Genomic DNA, 23,360 nt, shown 5'->3' on the forward strand with positions numbered 1-23,360 from the left:
ATTACATATAAGCTTCAATCGGCTCACAAGTACATACTAAGTTTCTGTCTCCGTAAGCTTCATCTACTCTTGATACAGAAGCGAAGAATTTGTGGTCTCTTACCCACTCTAGCGGATAAGCGGCCTTTTCTCTGCTGTATGGTTTATCCCATGAATCTGAGATGACCAATTGTTCTGTGTGAGGAGCATTTTTTAATACGTTGTTTACAGCATCAGCTTCCCCGTTGGCAATTTCATCAATTTCTTTTTTGATAGAGATCAACGCTTCAGCAAAACGGTCAATTTCAGCCTTGCTTTCAGATTCTGTAGGCTCGATCATCAAAGTACCTGCAACCGGAAAAGAAACCGTAGGAGCATGGAAACCATAATCCATTAATCTCTTCGCCACATCAGCTACTTCAATTCCTAAAGATTTGAACTGACGGAAATCTACGATACATTCATGCGCTACTCTTCCGTTCTCGTTTGAATATAAGATCGGGAAATGCTCTGCCAGCAATTCTTTCAGGTAGTTGGCATTCATAATAGCGTGCCCTGTAGCCTTTTTAAGACCTTCAGTTCCTAACATCTTGATGTAAGAGTAAGAGATATTAAGGATTAATCCTGAACCGTAAGGTGCAGCAGAAATACCTTCAATAGCTTCTTTAGAACCGATTCTGATGTTCGCATTAGAAGGAAGGAAAGGCACTAAGTGTTTGGCAACACAGATTGGACCTACTCCAGGACCTCCACCTCCGTGAGGAATGGCGAAAGTTTTATGAAGGTTAAGGTGGCAAACGTCTGCTCCGATGTTTCCTGGACTTGTGAATCCTACCTGAGCGTTCATGTTCGCACCGTCCATATATACTTGTCCTCCGTGCTCGTGGATAAGGTTGGTAATTTCTTTAATGTTGGCATCAAAGAATCCGTACGTTGAAGGATACGTGATCATTACAGCTGATAAGTTGGCTGAATGAAGTTCTGTTTTAGCTTTAAGATCTTCGAAGTCGATTTCCCCGTTTTCAAGGTTTTTCACGACTACGATTTTCATTCCTGCCATGGCTGCAGAAGCCGGGTTGGTACCGTGAGCAGACTGAGGAATCAATACTACATTTCTGTGGTGGTCTCCTCTTGAAATGTGATATTCTCTGATCACCATTAATCCTGCATATTCTCCCTGAGCGCCTGAGTTAGGCTGAAGAGAAGTTCCGGCAAAACCTGTAATTTCTGCTAAGTCTTTCTCTAATTCGCGGATCATTTCCTGATATCCTTCAGCTTGGTTAACTGGTACAAATGGGTGAATAGCTCCCCAGTTTTCCCACGAAAGCGGCAACATCTGGGTAGCAGCATTCAGCTTCATCGTACAAGATCCTAAAGAAATCATTGAGTGTGTTAATGATAAATCTTTTCTCTCCAGACGTTTGATGTAACGCATCAATTCTGTTTCCGTATGGTATTTGTTGAATACTGATTCTGTAAGAATTTCGTCTTTTCTCAAGTTTTCTTCCGGAATGCTGTATCCTTCTTTGATTTCCAGTTTGAAAGTCTGCTTGTCTTTAAACTGAGCGAAAGAAGCCATCAGATAGTTTAATTTCTCTAATGTTGTACTTTCGTTGATCGCAATGCTTACCACTCCTTCTGTGAAGTAATTAAGATTCAGCCTGTGATCAAGCATCAGTCTTACTAATTTTGCTTTTTCCTCTTCAGGCATCGTGATCTTTACCGTATCGAAGATAGGTTCTTCTACTACCTGATATCCCAGCGCTTTAAGACCTCCTTTCAAAGCATTGGCTTTAAAATGGATCTGATCAGCGATATAGTTTAATCCTTTTGGACCATGATAAACAGCATACATTCCCGCCATTACTGCCAAAAGAACCTGAGCTGTACAGATATTTGAAGTAGCTTTTTCTCTTTTGATGTGCTGCTCTCTCGTCTGTAATGCCATTCTTAATGCACGTCTTCCGTACATATCCTGAGAAACCCCGATAATTCTTCCCGGGATATCTCTTTTATAATCTTCTCTACAGGCAAAGAACGCTGCGTGAGGACCTCCGTATCCTAACGGAATACCAAATCTTTGGGTAGTACCTACCGCACAGTCGGCACCCATTTCTGCCGGAGACTTTAATTTAACCAAAGCCATCGGATCACAGGCAACTGCTACCTGAAGGTCAAGTTTTTTGTAACCTACAATATCTTCTGTATAATCCAAAACAATTCCGTTCTTACCAGGATATTGTAATAAAACTCCATAATAAGAATCATCAAACGGGTGTGTTTTATGATCTCCTATTACAATTTCGATTTCTAATCCTTCAGCCTTTGTTTTTAATACAGAAACTGTTTGAGGAAGCACAAGGTCCGAAATGAAGAATTTATTAGCTCCCGATTTTTTCTGGTCTTTCGTTCTGTTGTTGAAGAACATGTGCATTGCTTCAGCTGCAGCAGTGGACTCATCCAAAAGAGATGCATTAGCTAATGCAAAACCTGTAAGATCACATACTACAGTCTGGAAATTAAGAAGAGCTTCCAGTCTTCCCTGTGCAATCTCTGCCTGGTAAGGTGTATAAGCAGTATACCAGCTTGGATTTTCAAAAATATTTCTCTGGATTGCTGAAGGCAAAAGTGTATTGTGGTATCCAAAACCGATATAACTTGTATAATCTGTATTTTTTGATGCCAATTCTTTTGAATGGTTCAACATTTCGTATTCAGAAAGTGGTTCCGAGATCTCAAGATCTTTCTCTAAACGGATAGAGGATGGGATGGTTTGAGAAATTAACTCTTCAATACTAGAAACGCCAAGTTTTTCCAACATCGCCTGCTTATCGGCTTCATTAAGGGAAATGTGACGGCTCACAAACTGTTCTGTATTCATTTTTATTTATTAGATTTTGTTTGTAAAAAAGATGCGTAAAATTACGATTTTTTAAGTGATTTCACAACACAGAAAACAAGGCCTCGTTTTCTTAAAAATTCTTAAAATCCAAGGATAAAGTCTTTTTAAATGTTAAAAAATAAAATTTATTATTTCACTGTTTAATGAATTTCATTTTAGAAAAATTAATTTTTTAAGAATATTCGTTTTATTATCACTTCAATTTTCTGGTTTTTATCTTCTACAAACCTATTAAAAACCTTAAATTTTTCACTTACACCATTTCCGGAAGCATTTGTACATTCGTGAAAACAATCACGACCGAGTGAAAAACATCGGTTGTATTGTGAAAAATTTTAAAATTAATATCCCATAAATTCAATTTCAAATGAGAAGATAAATTACAACACACAAATAAAAAACACAGATGACGGAAAAAAGAAAAAGCAGGCCTCTTATGCCTGCGTTTACTACTATTGCATTAATTTTAATGCATGTAAAGACCAATGCCCAGATAGCTATCGCTAATACAGAACCGGATTCTTCAGGCAGGAAATGGTCAGCTTATCTCAAAGGATTTGTACAGGCAGATGCTATGCTCGATTTTCAGGAATTCGGAGCGAAGGACGGAATTGTGGCTCCTTCTATTGTAATTCCACAGCACAATTCTATGTCAAGTTACTTCAGTGTAAGGCAATCACAGATAGGGCTGGGTCTAAAGCAGACAGATAAAAACGGAGACTCTCCGGTTTCTGCTTATGTAGAAATAGATTTTTACGGCCCCAATGGAACTACGACACCCAGATTAAGACATGGTTATCTTCAATGGAAAAAATGGCTGATCGGGCAAACCTGGAGTAATTTCACAGATGCTGAGATCTTCCCGAATATTTTTGATTTTAACGGAGCTAACGGAGCGATGCTTCTTCGGTCCATACAAGTGCGTTACACAGAAAAACTTTCTGATAAAGAGACTCTGTCTTTTTCACTGGAAGATCCGGGTAAAATCAGTATGACCATACCGAAGACCCATCCGGAATGGAAAAGAAAAAGCCTGATCCCTGTTGCAACGGGGATGTATCGCTATGGAAATGCAAGAGATTATGCTAAAATTGGAGCAACGCTCTCTCCTGTTAATTATGAAAATCAGGAAGATGGGTATACAAAGATAGGATTTGGAGGTATAATTTCTTTCAGAAAATATGTCACGAATCTTGATGATTTCAGATTTCAGACTTCATATGGAAAAGGAATTGCAAGAAATAATATTGTTTTGAGCGGAGAAGGCTATGATGCAGTTTTTGATCCTCAAAAAAATACAGCAGAAACGCTAAGCCTGTTCAATATAGTAGGAATTTATGAACATTGGTGGTCTCCGAAATGGAGTTCCGCAGCTTATTATAGCTATTCACAGGTCGGGTCCAGCCCTACAGCCGGGAATGGTCTTATGAAACGTTTTCAAAATGCAGCAATCAATCTTATTTATCAGCCGTATAAGAATCTGAGAATGGGGGTGGAAGGCAATTATGCAAGTACAGAAAATTTTGAAGGAAAGAAAAGTGATGCTTTCAGGCTTCAGTTTTCGACTTCATTTTCATTTAAATAACGCCCCGATTGCAGGTCTAATTTTCAGGCCTGCAATTTTTTATGAAAATTTATTAATTATATTTATTCTAAATTAATATATTTGCATCATGAATATGATTGTCCCATTTAAAGTTCCGCCATTGGCGCCTTACTCATTCAATAATGAAGAGATGTTCTGCGAAAAGAAATCGTGCTGCAAAAAATTCAAAAAAGGAAAAAGATGTAAAAAGTGCCCCGGAAGGAAGAAAATGGCCTAATCAGCTGAAATTTCTGACCAGCATATAAATAGCAATTGCGATTATAATAATTCCCCAGATCAGCATCATAATTTTAGGCTGACCTGTTCTATTGATTCTTGTTGCAGGTTGTGGTTTAAACATTTCCTCTACCGTATTTTTGAATTTTTCAGAATCACTTTCAAAAACCTCAGTAATGGTGATTCCCTGAACTACGGTTTTGTGCAAAAGAGAATTGGTGGCATGAAGCAGAAGCTGAAATTTTCCATCTTTGAATTCTGTGATCTTAAATATTCTCTCTCCATACGGCTTTTCTAATCCGAAAGGCAGCACTTTCACCACATCGGCATTACTCGTCTGCCAGTTGATAATAATCTCCTCCCCTTTTTTTGCATGAATTTTATTCGCTGTGAAGGTTTTAATTGCCGGCGGAATGGTATATCTGAAACTTCGCTGGTGGCTTTCCAAATTCTGGTCGTACGCACGTCTCCTTACTGAATCACTCAAAGTTTCATACGCTTCCTGAATCTCCCGGAAACGATCTGCAAAAAAGTCGTCATTGTCATTTTTATCAGGATGATATTTTAAGGACAGTTTTCGATACGCCTTTTTGACGTCTTCTTCAGAAGCATCCTGGGAAATACCGAGAAAATAGTAGTAATCTTTCATTGAGCATTACAAAAATAAGGATTTATTTTTCTTTGTGTTTGATATTTACGGTAAAATTTTGTTGAAAGTATAGATCAAAAAATCATTGCGAACCGAAGGTGGAGCAATCTTAATACAGCTGATAATCTATCGGTTGGGACGCAAGGACGCCAAGTTTTTTTCAACTACGCGCATATTTTAAGACGCAAAGATTTATCTCCGATAAAATTGTATTTTTCTAAAAAATGAAACCGTTACCCCAGCAGTCCCGCTGTCATTGCAAACCGAAAGTGAAGCAATATCAATTCAGCTCATAATCTATTGGCTGGAAAGCGCAAGGACGCCATGTTTTTTTAGCTACCTGCATATTTTTAAGGCACAAAAATTTTATCTTTGATAAAATTCAATACTGCGCTTGTCATTCCGAACAAAGCAAGGATTTTCAACTCCTTTACAAAACTGTTTTCCCCACAGACCCCACAAACGGGCAGATGACTGCGCCTAATTAAGCTATTCAACACTCCATCAATTAAGATATAAGCACTTTATTTCCTGGAAACCCAATCTTTAACCGGTATAATCCATTCATTGAGAGCCTTAAAAAGAAAACCGTGATTCAGGCCTGTGTTAAGTTCTATTTCTTTAAAATCTTTGATGTCAGATCTCACCAGTCGCTGTTCTTTTGACATGGGCACATGTCCTTCATCCGATTTCTCCGTAATGGAAAGAATTCTTCCGTACAGCTTAAAGTTTTTATCTTTCTCCAAAGAATCATCTTTAAAACTGGCTCCGATGAAAACGAATTTCAGCTGTGGATTTTTCTCATAAAAAGATACATATTGTGCAATATATCCTCCCTGAGAAGTGCCCACCACCGTAATATTTCGGGCCAGAACTCCTTTTTTTAAGAGGCTGTCAATCTGTTTTTTGATTTTTTCAGCATACACTTCCGGATCTGTATCAGCTTTCCTTTTCTCTGAAATAACAATGGTATTTTGATTTCTTAATTTTTTGAGTATGGTTTCATATTCTGCGACTCCGTATTTGGGATGTTTCTCCTCAAAAGAATGATTTTCCAGAAATTTATTATGCAAAAAGAAAATATACTGTTTTTGTTGTGGTTTTTGTGCCAACACAATCATCGAAAAAAAGGATAACACTGCAACGAAAATATTCTTGAACCTCATCATAACCGGAATAGCTTTTTTAATAAAGAAAGAACAAATATAGTTTAAAAAGCTTTTAACGCCTCTGTTTTATGTAAAAATTCCGGCTCGGGAAGCTTCGCTTCCCGAGCCGGAATGTAACAATTTCAATTTAGTTTTTACTTTTCTTATGCTTCCCAGGTATTATCCTTTCTGCAGCATCTTGAATGGAATTCTTTTTTGAATTTTCCTTTCAGTTCCTGATATTGCTCATCATTCATTTCCCTGATCTTATCCGCCAGTCCGAAAGGTGATTTTTCTTTAATTCCGTACTCTTCAAAAATACCTTTAATAAACTTTTTTCTTTGTATTGCTTTTTTAGCGATGAAGGCTACCCCTACCACAGCTAATGCTCCAAGAGCTCCTTTTAATGCTGAATTTTTCATTTTTTCAAAATTTTAAATTTTACTACTTTTTGTTTTTTATATAGACGAATGAATTTAAATTTTACTTTACTACTTCTTTAAAAATTTCAAATTATTCGTTGTTTCTGTTGAAGAATCCTCCTGAGCATTTATTTCTCCATACCTCTTTGAATTTCTCTCTTTCTTCTGGTGACCAGCTCGCCATTTTTTCTCTCATTTTTCTTTCTTTAAAGTCTTTCATTCCTTTTCCGAAATGGAAGCCTCCGAAAAGAATTTTGCTCAGGATCAGTATTCCCATTGCCTGCCAGAAGGTAATGGTTTTTACGCCTAAAATTTCCGGAAGAAGGCAATTCCAAAGCAGCATTACAATCCATGTAACTGCGGCTAAAATTAATGGCGGACATAACAATAAAAAAATCCAACCTTTTTTGTGTTTATGATTCATAACTTTTTTTTCTAACTTTTTAAATCTTCGTATAACTTTCTCAGTCTGTTTCTCAGATGCTTCACAGCATAGTTTTTCCTGCTGATAATGGTTTTGATGTTTTCTCCCTGCTCATCGGCGATCTCCTGGAGCGTTTTGTCGTTCAGTTCATTTTCTACGTAGACCAACCTTTGTTTTTCAGGAAGTTCATCCAATGCTTCAAACAGTTTTTTCCAGATCTCATCCTGAAACATCTTCACTTCAGGACCAGCGCTCTCATCCATCAATAGAATATCCTTGATAGAAAAACTGCCGTCTTCATCTTCATATACAAAATCTTCAAGATTTTCTGTTTTCTTTTTACGGTAACGATCTGTGATTTTATTCGCTGTTACCCTGTAGAGCCACCCACCAACATTTACGATCTCCGAAATATTCGTAAGGCTACTGAACTGATACCACACTTCCTGCAGAATATCTTCCGCATCCTCCGTATTTTTTACTTTCGGACGGATATAAGACATCAGCTTCCCTCCGTAGCTGGAAACGGTCTGCGAGATGATACTTTCTTTCTCTTTCTGTGGCATTGTTATTTTTTCGACAACCTCCATACTGCTATGACGGCTGATCTTTTGGTTTTACTTTAATAAATTTAAAATATTTTTCTCAGAATTCAATTTTTCTTTTATTCATCAATGTTTTTATTTTTTCGCTGATAAAAGATAACAGATGAATGATGAAAATGGTAATGTAACAGATACTTCAATACAATAGTGTTAAATAGTGTTATCAAGTCGTTTTTATGTTCTGTTTTATGCTTAATTTCGATGTGCTATATCATTTTATGAATACATTATTTACCCATTTCGGAAAATTATTGTTTGTTCTGACAATACTGGTTGTTTTTGCTTTTCAGGGATACTGGATTGCTGTAAGCTTTCAGAATAAAAAAGAGGAGATCCTGGAACGTACCAGGTCTGAAATGACCCAGTTATTAGTGGATAATATGCTTAATGATCCTCCTCTGAAACAAAAACTGAACCGGAACAGCAATTACAGGAATAACGCTGCCGGCAGCCGAGAAAAAATTCAGGTTTTTATCCGCGAAAAGGAAAAAGATGTGGTCAATAAAAACTTTAAACAACAAAACACTTCCTTTTATAAAGGTGAAAAACTGGATGTTTTTTTATATCATTCAATTAAAAGTATTTTAAAAAAGGGGCTGAATAAGGAGGCAGAAATCAGCATATTGTATGAAGGAAAAAACATCAAAAGAATGTATCCTGAGAATCTAAAAGCTCAAGATGAAAATACCACCACTCCGGTTAATGCATTGCTGGGAGAAGATACCACTTACAGGATTTATATCGAAAATATGACAAGCCTGGTAATCAGCGAAATAAAAGAAACCATTATCTTTTCCGTGCTGTACATCTTACTTTTCCTGGTGACCATCTTTATTCTTTTTAAGAATCTCATTTTTAATCAAAAGCTGCTGAGGAATAAAGAGATCTTCACCCGTAACATGACTCATGAACTTAAAATTCCGATATCCACTATTCTTATTGCGGCCGAAGGACTTGAGAAATATGATGTTTTAAAAGAACCTGAAAGCGCAAAAAAATATGCTGGTATGATACGGAGAGCCGGCAGCCAGCTCTCCCAACTCGTAGAATCTATTCTCCAGCATGCAAGAGCCGATCATAATACCGAAAAGCTGCCGCTAACGAGTATAAATCTTGTAGATCTATTGGAAGATGTAAAGAATAACTTATCCGGTATGATTGACAAGAGACAGGCGGAAATTATTCTTGTCAATATCAATCAGACCTTTACGATCAAAGGAAACTATGAACAGCTAAGGCTGGTATTTTGCAATTTAATAGATAACTCCCTAAAATACTCTGACAATAAACCACAGGTTTTGATCTCTGCTGAAAAATCAGGAAACAGTATTTTGATCAGAATACAGGATAATGGTATAGGAATTCCGGAAAAATATGCTGAGGATATTTTTTCGCCTTACTTTAGAATTGTTACGGATGATACACATGATGTCAAAGGCTTTGGGCTGGGTTTAAGCTTTGTAAAAAAATCGCTGTTGAATCAAGGGGCAGATATACAGTTTATAAAACAGAAAACAGAAGGTACCACCATGGAAATTAAAATTCCCTCACATGAATAAACCCAAAATATTATATTTAGAAGATGATCATGATCTGGGTGAAATCACTACGGATATGCTCACAAGAATGCATTTCTCCGTACAATGGGTAAACAATGGCATTGACGGTCTGAAAGCTGTTAAGAATGAAAAGTTCGACATCATTATTGCTGATATCATGATGCCGCAGCTTGATGGATACAGTTTTCTCAAAGAAATAAGAGACAGGAATGATCATACCCCACTGATTCTTATTTCCGCACGGGTTTTAACAGAAGATGTTCTCAAAGGATTTTCTCTGGGGGCAGATGATTATATGAGGAAACCCTTCAGTATAGAAGAGCTGAATGCAAGAATTCACAGAATTCTTAAACGTTCTTTCTCTGAAAAACACTCTGCAAATACAATTAGTGTAGGAAATTATGAGTATAATCACAGTACTTATCAACTGACTTATCAGGATAAAGAAGTTATGCTGTCGCCACGATCAGGTGAGATCCTTTACCGGCTGGCTACCAATAAAGATGGCTTTCTGCCCAGGAAAGAAACGCTGCTTGAATTGTGGGGAGATGATCATTTTTTTAATGGCAGAAGTCTGGATGTATTTATTTCAAAGCTCCGGAAATATCTTTCTGAAGACCCCAGAATCAGTATTATCAACATAAGGGCTACCGGATACCGTTTAATAGTGAGCTAAAAACTGCTGCAAGGAAATCCTTAGCAGCAGCAAAACAAGGAGTGAATGTTATTTTTTATAAATCCGTATTTCCCTGGCTTTGAAATCTACAGTAGTGATGTACTGCTTCAGGAATTCATATCCTAACAAACCGTCTATCTTTACTGTGCTTTTCCGGTTGAGATTATCAAGCATATCATTCTCAAAAATAAATCCAAGCTTTTTGTAACTAACGTCCCCAACTTTAAGTGTTTTAATATGTCCTTTCTTCGCTTTGGTTTTTCCTCCTATTCCTGTAAGATCACTTTCTTTAAACCTGATGATGGATTCTTTCAGCTCAGAAACATATTTTTCATAAAGCACATTGGAAGCCGCTCCTGAATCTAATCCCATATGGTATGTTTTGCCATCAATTTCCATTGGAAAAACAGGAATATGCTTATACATTTCAAACGGAATTGTGGCAAGGAGCACACCGTTAAGCGCTTTTTCCTGAGCTAAAGAGGGATTTAACTGTCCGATAATGCTGTAATTTTTATAATCAAACGTTAATGCATACTCACTAAATACACTGTACCCTATTAAGCCTAAAATCTTTTTCCTAGTTAAATGAGCCATGGAAACAGAGAGCATATTTCCTTCAGAAAGGGTAATGCCATCCCAGTCAAATGATTGTATATGGGCAGAACCTGATTTCTTTACTTTTCCACCTACTCCGCCGGCTTCACTTTTATAGGATGAATCATACTCTATATTTTCGGCATCCGAATTCAGTATGAGTTCCGGAGCACCGCTGTCCAGTATAAAGGTACCTTCTTTGCCATTAAGAGAGGCTTGCACATAAATAATTCCGTTATGCACGGTGAAGGGTATTTCAATACGTTCAGGAGTATACTTTTTGACTGGTGCCAAAAGCTTTGCAGATTTGCTGCCGGTACTATCATTTTCTGCAATACCTGCCTGGGCTTTTGTGAAAACACTAAGGACCGTTAAGATCACAACCATAAATAATCTGAATAATATTATCATAACAATGTTTTTTGATACCGCAAATATCTGCAGAACAACTTCTTTGATGGGTTATCGAATAGTTATGTACTGTTAAATAGTGTTATCCAGGCTTTGGTTAAATAAAAAGCGGAAGACTTCCGCCTTCCGCTTTCCTCTGTTATGAGATGAATCGTTTATTTGTTAAAATTTTCTGCAAAGAATCCTAACATCGACTTGTACAGTTCTATTCTGTTCGGTTCTTTTCCAAAGCCATGTCCTTCATCATATTTTACCAGATAAGGAACTTCGAAACCTTTGGCGCGCATTGCCTTTACAATCTGATCGGATTCGTTGATGTTTACTCTTGGATCGTTTGCTCCCTGTACTACGAACAAAGGTTTTTTGATCTTGTCAATCTGGAATACCGGAGAAACTTCTTTAGCAATTTTAGCCTCTTCAGGATTATCAAGGTCATACCAAATTTGTTTCACCATTTCTTTGTAGGGTTTCCAGTATTCTGGGAATGACTCAAAGAAGGTAAAAATATTGGATACTCCCACATAATCCACACCGCAGGCATACAGATCGGGAGTTTTAATGAGTCCCATTAAGGTTGCATACCCGCCATGGCTTCCTCCATAAATGGCAACTTTATCTTTATCTACCCACCCCTGTTCTATGGCATATTTTACACCATCTTCCACATCATCCATAGCTTTTCTGCCTATCTGCTTATATCCGGCTTTCTGAAATGATTTTCCATATCCTCCAGAAATTCTGAAGTTCACCTGGAGGGTAGCATATCCTCTGCTAGCAAAAAGCTGTGTTTCCGGATTGAATCCCCAACGGTCTCTGATTCCCTGAGGACCACCGTGAGGGTTGACTATTAAGGGAACTTTCTTACCCTCCAGCGCGGCTTTCGGTAACGTGATATATCCATGAATGGTCAGTCCGTCTCTGCTTTTAAATTCGATCGGTCTCATCTCAGCCATATCTTCCTCTTTGAGCTGGGGCATCAGATTATACAGAAGCTTGGTCTGTTTGGTTTTTGTATCGTATTCATAATATGTTCCGTAAAGTTTGTCGCTTCCTACTACCACCAGAAGTTTATCATTATTATCATCGGAAGAAACAATTCCAAATTCTTTATCTCCAAACTGAGCTTTTAATTGGTCATCTATTTCTTTATAAAATTTACTTACCGGAACCGTTTCACCTTTTACGCCCTCATAGCTGATAAAATCCAGCTCATAGTTTCTGTTTTTCCCGGCTGTACTAATGGAACTTACATCGTACACAGGATTAGAGTATACTTCTTTAATCACTGCATTTTTCTTCAGGTCATAAAGCACTACTCTAGCTTTATCACTATCCAGATTGGTTACCACATAGGCTTCATCCTTATTTTTGGAATTTTCATTGAATTCGATAATGCCAAAAGTGTCTGACCAGTCTGCAGATTTGATCAGGTTGAATTTTCCGGTCTGCAGATCTTTATAGTAGGTTTTTGTAGTCAGTCCGTTTTCAAGAATACTGTATCCTCTTAAATTTCCGTCTTTATCAAAAATATAATCATCAATAGGGCTGTTGACATCTTTATTTTCATAGAGCTGGGTCATTTCCCCGGTAATGTAGTTGATCCTGAAGGGTTCGAAGATCTGCTTATTGTTTTTATTGAGCGTAACTACCACGAAGTCTGTATCTTTTATAGGAATGATAGACTGTACTTTTACTCCGTCAAATGGTGTCAAATCCTTCTGGTTTCCGCCATCTATGTCGGTAGCATACAAATGAATATTCTCGTTCCCGCCTCTATCCTGCGTATAAAAAAGGCGTTTTTTATTCAGCCAGCCGTAGTTTCTGATGAGGTCATCTTTTTCTACGATGGCTTTGCTAATTTTTCCTGTAGCCAGATCTTTTACATAGACATGGTTCTTTTTTTCCTGATCTTTTTCTTTATAGGAAAGGTATTTCCCGTCAGGAGAGATTTTAAATGCTGAAGCTTTCGGTCTTGCAAAGTAATCTTCCACTTTGTATTTAAAGTTTCCTTTATCATAAGAAATAAGCTTTTCAAGACTGGCTTTGGAAGATGGCAAAGTAGGATCTCCCGGTAATTTGGCTGTAGAACTCTGTGCGTTGGTCATAATGGTAGAGAGTACAATAAGGGCTGTACCGAAAATGTTGTGATTTAGTTTCATAACTTTTGTTTTAAAGGTTAAAGTTATTTAAGCATGTAAATTTTATAATGATAAAAAATACATGCATTTCTATAATAAGACACATTATCCTCTTAAAACGTTACAATAATTGAGCAATTAATGGAAAAAAAAATGGTTATATAAAAAAAAGACAGCCGTAAGACTGTCTTTTATCTAGTGTAAATAAATTCCGAAATACCATGTCCAGGCGATCAGGATCATCTGCATGGGAATTCTTTGATTATAAAGATATTTCATTCCCGGTCCGGTGTAATCGGCTTTAAAAATATTAATCCTTTTCCGGGAAGAATTGATATTGGCTACAAAAACCAACATATAAAAAATAATGAGCAAAACGGCTGTCATCTCACGGATTGCCGGAATCATTAGTCCGATACCCGCAGCAATTTCCAGTACTCCCGTAAAGTATACCCAAAACATTTTTGCGGGTATAAAGTCCGGAATCATCATGGCCATTCCTTTCTGAAATTTAAAATGGGAAAATCCTGTGAATACGATAAAAACAGCCATTCCAAGATTTCCTGAAAATATAAAATCCGGCCTTCCGTGAAACAAAAATGTTCCCAGTAAAGCCAGAATAAATGTTACAAAAATTATGACGAGTAGTTTCATTTTTTAGGGAGTAAGAGAGTAGGAACAAAGCATCAATTTGTAAGCTTTACACCTTAAATTTTAAACGTTGAATTTCTTTACACGGAATCCAGGCTCACCCCTTCTGCCAGGCTTTTTACCAGCATCAGCCCTTTGGTAAAACCTGTATTCATATGGTCCTGCCACTGTTTTTCTACCTGAACCTCGGTATGAAGTTTTGTTTTTCCGTCAAAATCGATCAGAAAATATTTTTCAAAACTGCCGTTCCACTCCATCACTTCTTTGCTCCGGGTATCTTCATTGCCGTCTTTATCTACAGTACCCAGATGTTTGAACACAATCTGATGTGGCTCGTCCAGGCTGTCTATCGTTGAAACCATTCCTTCCCCTTCAGCATTCAGAAAATAGGTTTTCCCGCCAACTTTCCAATCAGATTTCATTACAGATCCTGCTCCGAAATACTTTGTCCATTCGCTGTAGGTTTCTGGACTCCAGAGGATGTTCCATACTTTTTGTAGTGGAGCATCAATTACTGTTTCGTATGATAAGGTTTCCATTTTTTTATTTTTTAAGGGGGTCACTTTGAGAACTGAAATATTCTTATCTTTTTTATTAATCAGACTGAATTATTTACAGCTGATTTTCGGAAAGATGCTTCACAATTGACATGGCTTTTGGAAATTTCTCCTCAAAGAATTGTTTGAATTCTGCAGGGGTCTGAACTTCCGTTCTAAGCAAAGTACCTTCTTCATTTTCTTCAAGAAAATAGGATTCTGTAGCTTCTCCCCAATCCTGAGGAACTTCAACACCTTCATAAATTTCTCCAAGATGCAGAAATTTTATTTCCTCATTGGGAATTACTTTTTCAACTCTGCTGTACATGCCGTTATTTTTAGGATCAAGAAACTTGACAACATTATTTTCTTCAAGAGTTCCTTCATAAAAAGAGCCCTCTGTAAAAGCTGTTGTCCACTGCCTGTAAGTAATATCTGACCAAAGTACACTCCATACTTTTTCCGGTTCGGCATTGATCTCTATTTCGTACGATAATTTTTCCATATTTTATATAAGTATTAAGTGATTGTGATTGGGCTGTAAGGTTTGACAGTAGGAGAATAAGAGCGGTTAAGAGAATTATTGCCTGTACAAAATTTCATCTTCCTCTTCTACCCTCCAACAAAGTCACCTCCGTTAATGTGAATAATTTCTCCTGTGATATAGCTTGCGTCTTTGGAAGCAAGAAAAACATAGGCTGGAGCTACTTCCGATGGCTGCCCCGCACGCTTCAGCGGTGTATCTTTTCCAAACTTGGAGAGATCATCAAAAGCTTCTTTTACAAGAGGAGTCCAGATAGGGCCGGGTGCAATTCCGTTGACCAGAATTTTTTTTTCTGCAAGATTATCAGCCAGCGAACGTATAAAAGACAATACGGCACCTTTTGTTGCAGCATAATCAATCAGATGGTCACTTCCCCGATACGCTGTGACAGAAGTTGTACAGATAATCCTTCCTCCTTTGTCAATGAGTGGAAGAAAATTTCTGGTGAATGAAATCATGGAAATAATATTGGTATCAAATGTTTCCAGGATCTGTTCATCAGAGATTTTTTCCAGACTGCTTTTGGAGGTATGAATTCCTGCGTTATTGACAAGAATATCAATCTTTTTCCATGTTGCTTTAATCTTGTCTGCACATTTTGTTCTGAAAGCTTTCCGGGTAAGGTCTCCTTTAATCAGAAGGCATTTCTGCCCTTCTTTCTCAACAAGTTTTTTAGTCTCTTTGGCATCATCGTCACTTTCTTTATAAATAATGGCGACATCTGCTCCTTCTCTTGCAAAATGGACGGCTACAGCCTGGCCTATTCCGCTATCTCCTCCGGAAATAACTGCTTTTTTACCTTCAAGTTTACGGCTTCCGCGATAATCATTCCGGATAATTTCCGGAAATAACCCTTCTTTAGGAACTTTTGATTTAGAATCTGATTTGTTCTGTGTTTTCATAGGCAAATCTTTTTTATCAAAAGTATATCAAACAATACGCCGAAAATATTTTAAGAATGATAAGCGTCTTCCAAATCCTGTATTATAATTTTCTGCATTTTCATCATTGCCTGTACAACCTTGTAAGCTTTTTCCTGGTCAGAATCATTCATTAACTGGATCAGTCTTTTAGGCACAATCTGCCAGCTCATTCCATACTTATCTTTCAGCCAGCCGCACATACTTTCTCTTCCGCCATCTGCGGTGAAAGTATTCCAGTAGTGATCCGTCTGCTGCTGATCATCGGTCATCACCACCAATGATATTCCTTCGTTGAAATCAAACTGATGATCATAAGAATTATCCATACAGAACAAACTATAATTATCAATGACAAAGTGAGCGTGCTGAATATTTTCTGCCGGTTCCGGAATGTCGTGACCTTCACTTCCTGCTCCGTAAGTCAGTATATTTCCTATATTTGAGTTAGGAAAAGTCCTGGTATAAAGTTCCATTGCTTCTTTCGCCTTCCCATTATTCTGATGGATAAACATCAGCGTAGGAATTATTTTTTGCTCACTTGCTTTTTCTCCTAAGAAAAGCTGCCAGGTTACCCCATATTTGTCCTGAATCCATCCGTATTTCGGGCTCCATGAGTAAGATCCCAGCTCCATTAAAGCTATTCCGCCATCCAATAACTGATCCCAGTATTTTTGAACTTCTTGTTCCGTTTCGCAGATTACCATGAAAGAGATAGAAGCATTTTTCCTGAATTGAGGACCTCCATTCAGAAGCATCAGTTTCTGCCCAAATAAGTCAATATTCATCACAACAGGAGTATCTGCTGTAATTTCGCCTCCAAAAACTTTACAGTAGAATTCTGCAGCCTGTTTGGCATCTCCGTCATACCAGAGACAAGGGAAAATATCGTTATTCATAATTTTACGTTTAATTAAGGTAATGTATTTATATTATTAATTTGCTATACAGAAGGGAAAAAAGAATCCTGTGTCTTTGCAGGTAAACGATCTTCTTACGCTTTGCTACAATGACACTGCAAATTCCCAGCTGTATACTTATTATGCTTCTTTAAAGCAGACCTGATTTTCTTTCATGTAATTCTTCAGTTTCATCATTGTGTTTTTACCAAAACCATGAAGCTGCATGATTTCTTTTTCGGAATAATCTGATAATTTTTCCAAAGAATTTATTTTTTCTTTCTCCAAGGCTCTTCTTGCGGGTATGGCAATCACTCCATGAAGGAATTGCTCTGCACAGTCATAATTAAAAGCATAAATAGAGCTTAAACTCTTTGACATGATAACTAAATTGATCATGGCTAAAAAAAATATTGTTAATGATTCTCAACATACTTATGAAAATTGTTCAGAATAGCATACCAGCCATCCCGCTGCATTTCCACAGAATTTTGTTTTTCCGGATCGAAAATTTCAATGACTTTGGTTGTATTATCATCTATTTTATCGAAAATAATTTTTACTTTCCGTCCGTCATCCATGTGATATTTAATAATCTCATGAGGAATAATTTCGTCATACACCCCTTCAAAATCGAATCCGAAGCTTTTATCTTTCGCTTCCATTCTGTGTTTGAATCTTCCTCCTACAGTAAGGTTATTTTCAGAACTAGGACACTGCCAGGTTTCGTGGGCGAAATTCCATTTCGTGATGTGTTTTGGCTCATTGAAGTAATCCCAAACCTTTTCCACCGGTGCTAAAATTGTAATATCTATTGTAATTGGATCCATAGTTCTGATTTTTAAAGGTTAAATAAAGAGCTGCCCAAAAATGAGCATCTCTCTATTATCATTAGTTAAATATAAGATTATTTTGCATATTCATCATTATAGTTCACCATCCAATGAACACCATATTTGTCCTGAAAGCACCCAAAATAGTCTCCCCAGAACTGGTCTTCAATAGGCATTTCTACGTTTCCGCCATCAGAAAGCGCTTTAAAAATTCTGTCTGCTTCACTTCTGGAATCCGGAAAAACAGACACATAATTGTTATTTCCTACAGTAAGAGTCTGCCCAAATCCCGGTACAATATCCGATGCCATCAAAAGGTCATTCCCGATAGGCAGTGCAATATGCATAACTCTGTTTTTTTCCTCTTCCGACAGATTTTCTGTGCCGGGAGCATTTCCCATTTTGTGAATCCCTCCAACGAACTCACCTCCGAAAACAGTTTTGTAAAAATTGAACGCTTCTTCAGCTGTTCCGTCAAAATTTAGGTATGGATTTAATTTAGCCATGATTTTTAATTTTAAAGTTATAATTATAAGATGTAGTTTCTCCTGTTGAGCCATTAAGGATTAATTAATTTAATATGAATGAAATCGCTTAACGGATTAAAAATTTTTCAACTTCTTTTACGGTAAAGTCTATTAGGCCTGTATCCGTATTTCCGTCAAAATCGGGCATCATATAAGTGCCGTGAGCAGCGGGAAGAATCAGTAAGCGTGCATCTTTTACCAATCGCCACATTGCTGCAGTATGCTCTGGCTTGATAACGTCCTGATCTCCGCTGATAAACAGTGTGGGAGATGTAAGAGAAATCAGGACCTCATCATCCCAGTCTTCAAACGTCTGCATTCTTCCGCAGTCTTTCTCAAAGAGGTTTTCCAGTTTTGAAAAATCCGGATTGAGGTTTAAAAAATTGATTTTGAAAGGTTCCGGCATGGATTCAAAAGTGGCTTCCTGCATTCCCTCAAAGAAACCATCCATCATACCGCTTCTTTTATAAAATGCTGAGGCAACAACCAGCCTTTCAACGATCCCGGGATGCCGCCTGCCAATCTGCATTACGGTACTTGCTCCGTTACTGAATCCCCAGAAAGAAGCTTTTTTAATGTTAAGCGCTGCGAGAAGTCCGGCCACATCATCTGCATCCTGTTCAAATGTTTCCGGGATATCACGGTGTTCGCTTCGCCCGTGATTTTGAAGGTCAATGCCTATAAGCTGAAATTTTCCTTCCAGCCTTGCGATTACTTCTTTAAAGTCGAAAAGGAAAGAAGAACCGCCTCCATGAATCAGGACCACAGGTTTTCCTGATCCATAGATCTCATAATACAATTGGATTCCGTTGACTTTTTTAAAGCCTGTTTCTGTAGGTGTCATTATTAATATTTAAGATTTTCGTCGACATCATATTTCATTCCCGGATAGTCCAGAATTCTGCGCATCAGACCTATCTGCCCGCTTAAATAGTCTTCACGGCCTATACACATTCCTACGAAATTGAGTTTTGTTTCTTTAATGAAGGGAATGTTCATTCCTATTTCAAAAATCTCGTCCAGTTCCTCATCCGTTACTTCATAGAGCTTTTCATATACTTTAGCGGAAATGGCATGAAAATTTTCTTTCAGTTCAGCCAGCGTTGGATATTTGAAGCTTTCATCCAGTGCTTTTCCCTGAAAAAATAAATCGCTGTAAGGATCTTCTTCCCGAAGTCCAAGTACCCAGCCCAGGCCATAACGCATGTTGACAAAATTTCCGGCCATCCAAACAATATGATTGGTTTTATTTTCAATTCTTTTTAAAGCGTCTTCTTCCGAAATGCCGTCCAGAACATTTATAAAGCTTTGGGAATGCATTCTGTAAGCCGGAATAACGAGCTCCATTTTTTTTGATTTTGGGGTGTTCATTTTTAATTAGAGATTAGAGGTTAGCTGTTGGAAAAACGCAAAGGCGCTGAGAATTTACAAACTATGCGTTTCTAAGGCGCGAGGATTTTATCTTCGATAAAATTGTACTGTTCTAAAATAGGATCGAAAACTTTAATTGCTCATTTATCATCCTGGGCATAGCGACGAACTTAAAAATAACACGTTATTTTATGGCTCCCGGTTTTCCTAAGATTCTGCGGAGATATCCCAGCTGTCCGCTGTGGTAAATTTCATGAAGACTTAAGGTTGATATATCTTTAATCATTTCAGGTTCAAAACTTTCAAGCGTATTGAGCTTTGCTTCCAGCTTGTCCTGAGATTGTTTGAGATAAGCTTTTAAATCTTCGAAGCTGATCAGCTTATCTTTGTGGCCCAGAGCAATTTCCCCTCTGTTGTAAAACGAAAATTTCTCACGATCCCAAACAGATTCTTCACCGAGAATATTCAGCAATGGATTTCTGATGTAGATCAGATGTCCAAGAATCCAGTTCATACAATTGGCTTCACCATTGGGAAAAATCATAGATTCTTCATGGGTGATATCCTCAATATTGGCTGTAATCACGTAATAGGTACTGGCTACCTGATTTTTAATGATTTCTATATCGTTTGCGTGTGTTTTCATATGATCTTTTGTAATGGTAATAGATTATTCTGCAGGTATCTGTGAGGCATCTCCATGCATTACTTCCCACTGGTGTCCGTTGATATCCGCAAAACTGTTCTGATACATCCATCCGTAATCGACAGGTTCTCCGTATTTTGAACCTCCGTTTTCAATGGCAGTTTTTACCAAATGATCTACTTCTTCGCGACTGTTTACTCCAATGGCAAGAAGCACCTGGGTGGTATCTCCTTTTGCAAAAGGTCTGTTGGTAAAGGTCTGGAAGAAATCTTCTTTAAGGAACATGGTATAGATATGATCTTTTTTCATCACTACACATATGGCTTTATCATTCGAAAACTGTTCATTGATAGAAAAGCCAAGCTCTGTCCAGAATGCTCTGGTTTTTTGTACGTCTTTTACGGGTAAATTAACGTAGATATCGGTAATGTTCATTTTGTAAATTTTGGTGTTGATTTTTTTAGATTAACTATTCTTTCGGCATTTGGGACATGTCGGCAAAAGTAATGTTCCAGCCATGTCCGTCCGGATCCCAGAAAGAGTTCTGATACATCCATCCGTAATCTTCGGGTTCTTCATGCTGCCATGCTCCGTTTTCTACCGCTGTATTGACTACTTTATCTACTTCCTCACGGCTGTTTAAGCCTACTGCAACAATGACCTGGCTGGTATTTTCTTTGGCAACGGGCTTACTGGTGAAGGTCATAAAATAATCTTCCTGCAGAAACATCACATAGATGGTATCATTCAAAACAACACAGGCTGCTCTGTCATCGGAGAATTGCTCATTAATTGAAAAACCGATCTTCGTCCAGAATTCTTTTGTTTTCTGTACATCTTTTACCGGAAGGTTGACATAAATCTGATTGACTTTCATTTTTTGTAATTTTAGTGTTAAACTGTATTCCAAAATTACCAAGGTGTGATGAAAATCAACTTGTCATAGGGCAAGATTTAATTTTTCTTAGGATGGGAAACGATTTCTTTACGAATGCGGCTCAGGGAAGTATCTGTAACGCCCAGATAGGAAGCAATTTGCTTGAGCGGTGCAAATTGTATGACCTTAGATTTCTGTTCCAGCAGATTAAGATACCTTCTCGTTGCTGAAAGAGTAAACATTTCTACAGATCTTTGCTTGTAGGCAAAAAGCTCCTGGGACATCCATGATCTACCCCATTCCCTGAGATTAGGGATTTTATGAAAAAGTTCCTGAAACGTATCATAATCCAGTCTCCAGCATTCGCAGTCTGTAATACATACAATGTTTTCCTGAGAGGGTACTCTCTGAAACAGGGACAACACCTCGATAATGACTTCATTTTCTGTAAAAAAGTGAGTGGTTACTTCATTTCCATTAAAATCATTAACGTAGGAACGTGCCAATCCGCTTTCAAGAATATAATATTCATTGGCTGTTTTTCCTTCTTCCAGAATGAAATCTCCTTTCTGGAAAGATGTTTTATCGTGAGCTTTAAATATTTCCTCAAGTTCTTCATGGAGGAAAAAGGGAAAATCATAGCAGGTTTCTAAAGCTTTGTTCGTCATTTGGTCAATTTTTTTAAGTCTTTAAAAGTAAAATTTTTAATTGAATTAAAAGCAAAAAATATTAAACAAAGAATATTATCCGTTTACACGAAATCGCCTACCATACTGAAATAAAGGGTATTTATAGATTCTATATTTCTTAAACAGTTATTTAAGACATATTATTTCTGATCTCTTAAGAATTCTACGGATTTTCGTTACTCCCGCAAAGGAAGGGAACGGCTGTTTGCCGATGCCAGTTATCGTAAGCTTTTAAAAGAGACGGGAAGCTTAAAATAGGGAAAGCTGTATGGGTTTGGGAGGATCAGGTTTCTGGGCATCTCCAAATACCGTTTTTCCACCGAAGCGCCATGAATTTTGACGTTCTTCTTCAATCACCTGCTGAATATCAAAATCCGGAGTAAAGTCTTTTTCTGCTGTGGCTACAATCTGATGAAGTTTATTGATAGAGTTCAGCTTATCAGAATTCCCCAGTTTGGATTTCTCAATTCCTTTTCTGAGAATGCTGATACTCTCATCATAGGTATTGACCGGAACGGGGAAAGGATGACCATCTTTACCTCCATGAGCAAAAGAAAACCTGGCAGGATCTGCAAATCTTGATGGTGCACCGTGGATCACCTCACTTACCAAAGCCAGTGACTGCATCGTTCTCGGTCCTACCCCTTCCAGCATCAGCAGATCTTCAAAATTTTGAGGCTGCTGTTCTCTTGTAACATACAAAAGGGCGCCCAGACGCTTCAGGTCAACATCAGAAGCCTGGACATCGTGGTGAGCAGGAAGTATAAGTCTTGCAAAGTCTTTCATCACTTCTGCAGAATCGGTATGGGAAATATCCAGAATTCCTTTTCTGTTTTCTGAAGCTTCACTATCGGTAAGGTTAAGTATTCTTCCTCTTGAAATCCCGTTAATTCCTGTGTGAGGGTTTTCTACAAATGAGGTAATGTTTCCGGAATGCCAGTGGTATCTTCTTGCGGTGCCGTCAGATTCATGCATTCCCTGCTGAATAACGCTCCAGTTTCCATTGTCTGAAAGAATGAAGTTGTGCAGATACAGCTGGTATCCATCCTGAATGGCTGTATTATCTACCTTTGCGGAAAGTTTGCTGGCTCTTACCAGATCTGTTCCGTTTAATCCGGTTTTATCTGCAATTCTGATGAGTTCCGATGGAGTTTCCCGTGAAAATTTTCCTTTTCCGCCACAGATATAGAGTCCAAGAGATTGGGAATTCGGATTAATAGAACGTTTCAAAGCACCCATAACGGAGGTGGTAATTCCTGAAGAATGCCAGTCCATTCCCATTACGGCTCCAAAACTCTGAAACCAGAACGGATCTGCCAATCTGCGCAATACTTCATCTTTACCGTAATCCATCAGGATGACTTCAATTATAGACAGCCCCAGAACAGACATGCGTTCATACAGCCAGGGCGGTACTTTGCCATAGTGAAGCGGTAAATCTGCTGTTCCTGATCTTTTCATCCTGTTATCAAACTGTAAAGGTAGGATTTATTCACTGTATTATTTAATGATCCGGATCATTATATTATTGAATT

27 protein-coding genes are annotated in these 23,360 nt (G+C 37.9%); 4 read left to right on the forward strand and 23 right to left on the reverse strand.

Annotation, left to right across the window (positions count from 1 at the left end; genetic code table 11):
- Position 1 precedes the first annotated feature (1 nt).
- Positions 2-2,860: an aminomethyl-transferring glycine dehydrogenase gene (gcvP, locus tag BLW74_RS11210; RefSeq protein ID WP_089692480.1), complete on the reverse strand. Its 2,859-nt coding sequence runs from the start codon at positions 2,858-2,860 to the stop codon at positions 2-4.
- Positions 2,861-3,287: 427 nt separating this feature from the next.
- On the opposite strand from gcvP, the gene BLW74_RS11215 reads away from it, so the two are divergent.
- A complete protein-coding gene (locus BLW74_RS11215; protein ID WP_089692481.1) occupies positions 3,288-4,466 on the forward strand; it encodes a DcaP family trimeric outer membrane transporter in 1,179 nt (392 codons plus the stop codon).
- Positions 4,467-4,554: 88 nt separating this feature from the next.
- Complete coding sequence (locus BLW74_RS22435) at positions 4,555-4,704, forward strand: hypothetical protein (RefSeq protein WP_164723264.1); 150 nt, start codon at positions 4,555-4,557, stop codon at positions 4,702-4,704.
- Here the strand turns inward: BLW74_RS22435 and BLW74_RS11220 are convergent, their stop codons facing one another.
- The 5 genes from BLW74_RS11220 to BLW74_RS11240 all read right to left on the reverse strand — a co-directional run bounded on the left by BLW74_RS11220 (position 4,705) and on the right by BLW74_RS11240 (position 7,912).
- Complete coding sequence (locus BLW74_RS11220; protein ID WP_089692482.1) at positions 4,705-5,352, reverse strand: J domain-containing protein; 648 nt, start codon at positions 5,350-5,352, stop codon at positions 4,705-4,707. It lies immediately after the preceding gene.
- 524 nt (positions 5,353-5,876) lie between these two features.
- Positions 5,877-6,521 (reverse strand): lipase family protein, encoded by a 645-nt coding sequence (locus BLW74_RS11225; RefSeq protein WP_089692483.1) that lies wholly within the window; start codon positions 6,519-6,521, stop codon positions 5,877-5,879.
- A 143-nt stretch (positions 6,522-6,664) separates the two neighbouring features.
- Entirely contained in the window at positions 6,665-6,922 is a 258-nt protein-coding gene (locus tag BLW74_RS11230) for a hypothetical protein (RefSeq protein ID WP_089692484.1), read from the reverse strand.
- 91 nt (positions 6,923-7,013) lie between these two features.
- Positions 7,014-7,346 carry a hypothetical protein gene (locus BLW74_RS11235; RefSeq protein WP_089692485.1) on the reverse strand — a complete coding sequence of 111 codons (333 nt, stop codon included), beginning with the start codon at positions 7,344-7,346 and terminating at the stop codon, positions 7,014-7,016.
- Between the two features lie 11 nt (positions 7,347-7,357).
- Entirely contained in the window at positions 7,358-7,912 is a 555-nt protein-coding gene (locus BLW74_RS11240; RefSeq protein WP_227413199.1) for an RNA polymerase sigma factor, read from the reverse strand.
- Between the two features lie 257 nt (positions 7,913-8,169).
- On the opposite strand from BLW74_RS11240, the gene BLW74_RS11245 reads away from it, so the two are divergent.
- Together BLW74_RS11245 and BLW74_RS11250 are read left to right on the forward strand one after the other, a co-directional pair.
- Positions 8,170-9,510, forward strand: coding sequence for a sensor histidine kinase (locus tag BLW74_RS11245; RefSeq protein ID WP_167358412.1), 1,341 nt, complete (start codon positions 8,170-8,172; stop codon positions 9,508-9,510).
- Positions 9,503-10,186, forward strand: a complete 684-nt coding sequence (locus tag BLW74_RS11250; protein ID WP_089692488.1) for a response regulator transcription factor — start codon at positions 9,503-9,505, stop codon at positions 10,184-10,186. Before BLW74_RS11245 ends, BLW74_RS11250 begins: the two co-directional genes overlap by 8 nt.
- 48 nt (positions 10,187-10,234) lie before the next feature.
- On the opposite strand, the gene BLW74_RS11255 is transcribed toward BLW74_RS11250, so the two are convergent.
- The 17 genes from BLW74_RS11255 to BLW74_RS11335 all read right to left on the reverse strand — a co-directional run bounded on the left by BLW74_RS11255 (position 10,235) and on the right by BLW74_RS11335 (position 23,286).
- The gene (locus tag BLW74_RS11255) at positions 10,235-11,194 is read right to left on the reverse strand and encodes a pepsin/retropepsin-like aspartic protease family protein (protein WP_089692489.1); all 960 of its coding nucleotides are present in this window, start codon (positions 11,192-11,194) and stop codon (positions 10,235-10,237) included.
- 155 nt (positions 11,195-11,349) lie between these two features.
- A complete protein-coding gene (locus BLW74_RS11260; protein ID WP_089692490.1) occupies positions 11,350-13,353 on the reverse strand; it encodes a S9 family peptidase in 2,004 nt (667 codons plus the stop codon).
- A gap of 174 nt (positions 13,354-13,527) precedes the next feature.
- The gene (locus BLW74_RS11265) at positions 13,528-13,986 is read right to left on the reverse strand and encodes a DoxX family protein (RefSeq protein WP_089692491.1); all 459 of its coding nucleotides are present in this window, start codon (positions 13,984-13,986) and stop codon (positions 13,528-13,530) included.
- A gap of 77 nt (positions 13,987-14,063) precedes the next feature.
- On the reverse strand, positions 14,064-14,522 hold the full coding sequence (locus BLW74_RS11270) for an SRPBCC family protein (RefSeq protein ID WP_089692492.1): 459 nt from the start codon (positions 14,520-14,522) through the stop codon (positions 14,064-14,066).
- A 73-nt stretch (positions 14,523-14,595) separates the two neighbouring features.
- Complete coding sequence (locus tag BLW74_RS11275) at positions 14,596-15,024, reverse strand: SRPBCC family protein (RefSeq protein WP_089692493.1); 429 nt, start codon at positions 15,022-15,024, stop codon at positions 14,596-14,598.
- Between the two features lie 107 nt (positions 15,025-15,131).
- Positions 15,132-15,965 (reverse strand): SDR family oxidoreductase, encoded by an 834-nt coding sequence (locus BLW74_RS11280; protein WP_089692494.1) that lies wholly within the window; start codon positions 15,963-15,965, stop codon positions 15,132-15,134.
- A 50-nt stretch (positions 15,966-16,015) separates the two neighbouring features.
- Positions 16,016-16,882 (reverse strand): VOC family protein, encoded by an 867-nt coding sequence (locus BLW74_RS11285; RefSeq protein WP_089692495.1) that lies wholly within the window; start codon positions 16,880-16,882, stop codon positions 16,016-16,018.
- Between the two features lie 141 nt (positions 16,883-17,023).
- Positions 17,024-17,263 carry a helix-hairpin-helix domain-containing protein gene (locus BLW74_RS11290; protein ID WP_227413198.1) on the reverse strand — a complete coding sequence of 80 codons (240 nt, stop codon included), beginning with the start codon at positions 17,261-17,263 and terminating at the stop codon, positions 17,024-17,026.
- Between the two features lie 35 nt (positions 17,264-17,298).
- Positions 17,299-17,712: an SRPBCC family protein gene (locus tag BLW74_RS11295; RefSeq protein WP_089692496.1), complete on the reverse strand. Its 414-nt coding sequence runs from the start codon at positions 17,710-17,712 to the stop codon at positions 17,299-17,301.
- 77 nt (positions 17,713-17,789) lie between these two features.
- Entirely contained in the window at positions 17,790-18,221 is a 432-nt protein-coding gene (locus BLW74_RS11300; protein WP_089692628.1) for a VOC family protein, read from the reverse strand.
- Between the two features lie 88 nt (positions 18,222-18,309).
- Positions 18,310-19,086, reverse strand: a complete 777-nt coding sequence (locus BLW74_RS11305; protein ID WP_089692497.1) for an alpha/beta fold hydrolase — start codon at positions 19,084-19,086, stop codon at positions 18,310-18,312.
- Positions 19,087-19,088: 2 nt separating this feature from the next.
- Complete coding sequence (locus BLW74_RS11310; RefSeq protein WP_228424870.1) at positions 19,089-19,589, reverse strand: DinB family protein; 501 nt, start codon at positions 19,587-19,589, stop codon at positions 19,089-19,091.
- 208 nt (positions 19,590-19,797) lie between these two features.
- Positions 19,798-20,259: a hypothetical protein gene (locus tag BLW74_RS11315; protein WP_089692499.1), complete on the reverse strand. Its 462-nt coding sequence runs from the start codon at positions 20,257-20,259 to the stop codon at positions 19,798-19,800.
- 24 nt (positions 20,260-20,283) lie between these two features.
- Complete coding sequence (locus tag BLW74_RS11320) at positions 20,284-20,694, reverse strand: VOC family protein (RefSeq protein ID WP_089692500.1); 411 nt, start codon at positions 20,692-20,694, stop codon at positions 20,284-20,286.
- A gap of 34 nt (positions 20,695-20,728) precedes the next feature.
- Entirely contained in the window at positions 20,729-21,136 is a 408-nt protein-coding gene (locus tag BLW74_RS11325; RefSeq protein ID WP_089692501.1) for a VOC family protein, read from the reverse strand.
- A gap of 77 nt (positions 21,137-21,213) precedes the next feature.
- Positions 21,214-21,804 carry a Crp/Fnr family transcriptional regulator gene (locus BLW74_RS11330; protein WP_089692502.1) on the reverse strand — a complete coding sequence of 197 codons (591 nt, stop codon included), beginning with the start codon at positions 21,802-21,804 and terminating at the stop codon, positions 21,214-21,216.
- A 270-nt stretch (positions 21,805-22,074) separates the two neighbouring features.
- Entirely contained in the window at positions 22,075-23,286 is a 1,212-nt protein-coding gene (locus BLW74_RS11335) for a DUF763 domain-containing protein (protein WP_089692503.1), read from the reverse strand.
- Positions 23,287-23,360 lie beyond the last annotated feature (74 nt).

This window comes from Chryseobacterium culicis (assembly GCF_900108365.1).
Classification (GTDB): domain Bacteria; phylum Bacteroidota; class Bacteroidia; order Flavobacteriales; family Weeksellaceae; genus Chryseobacterium; species Chryseobacterium culicis.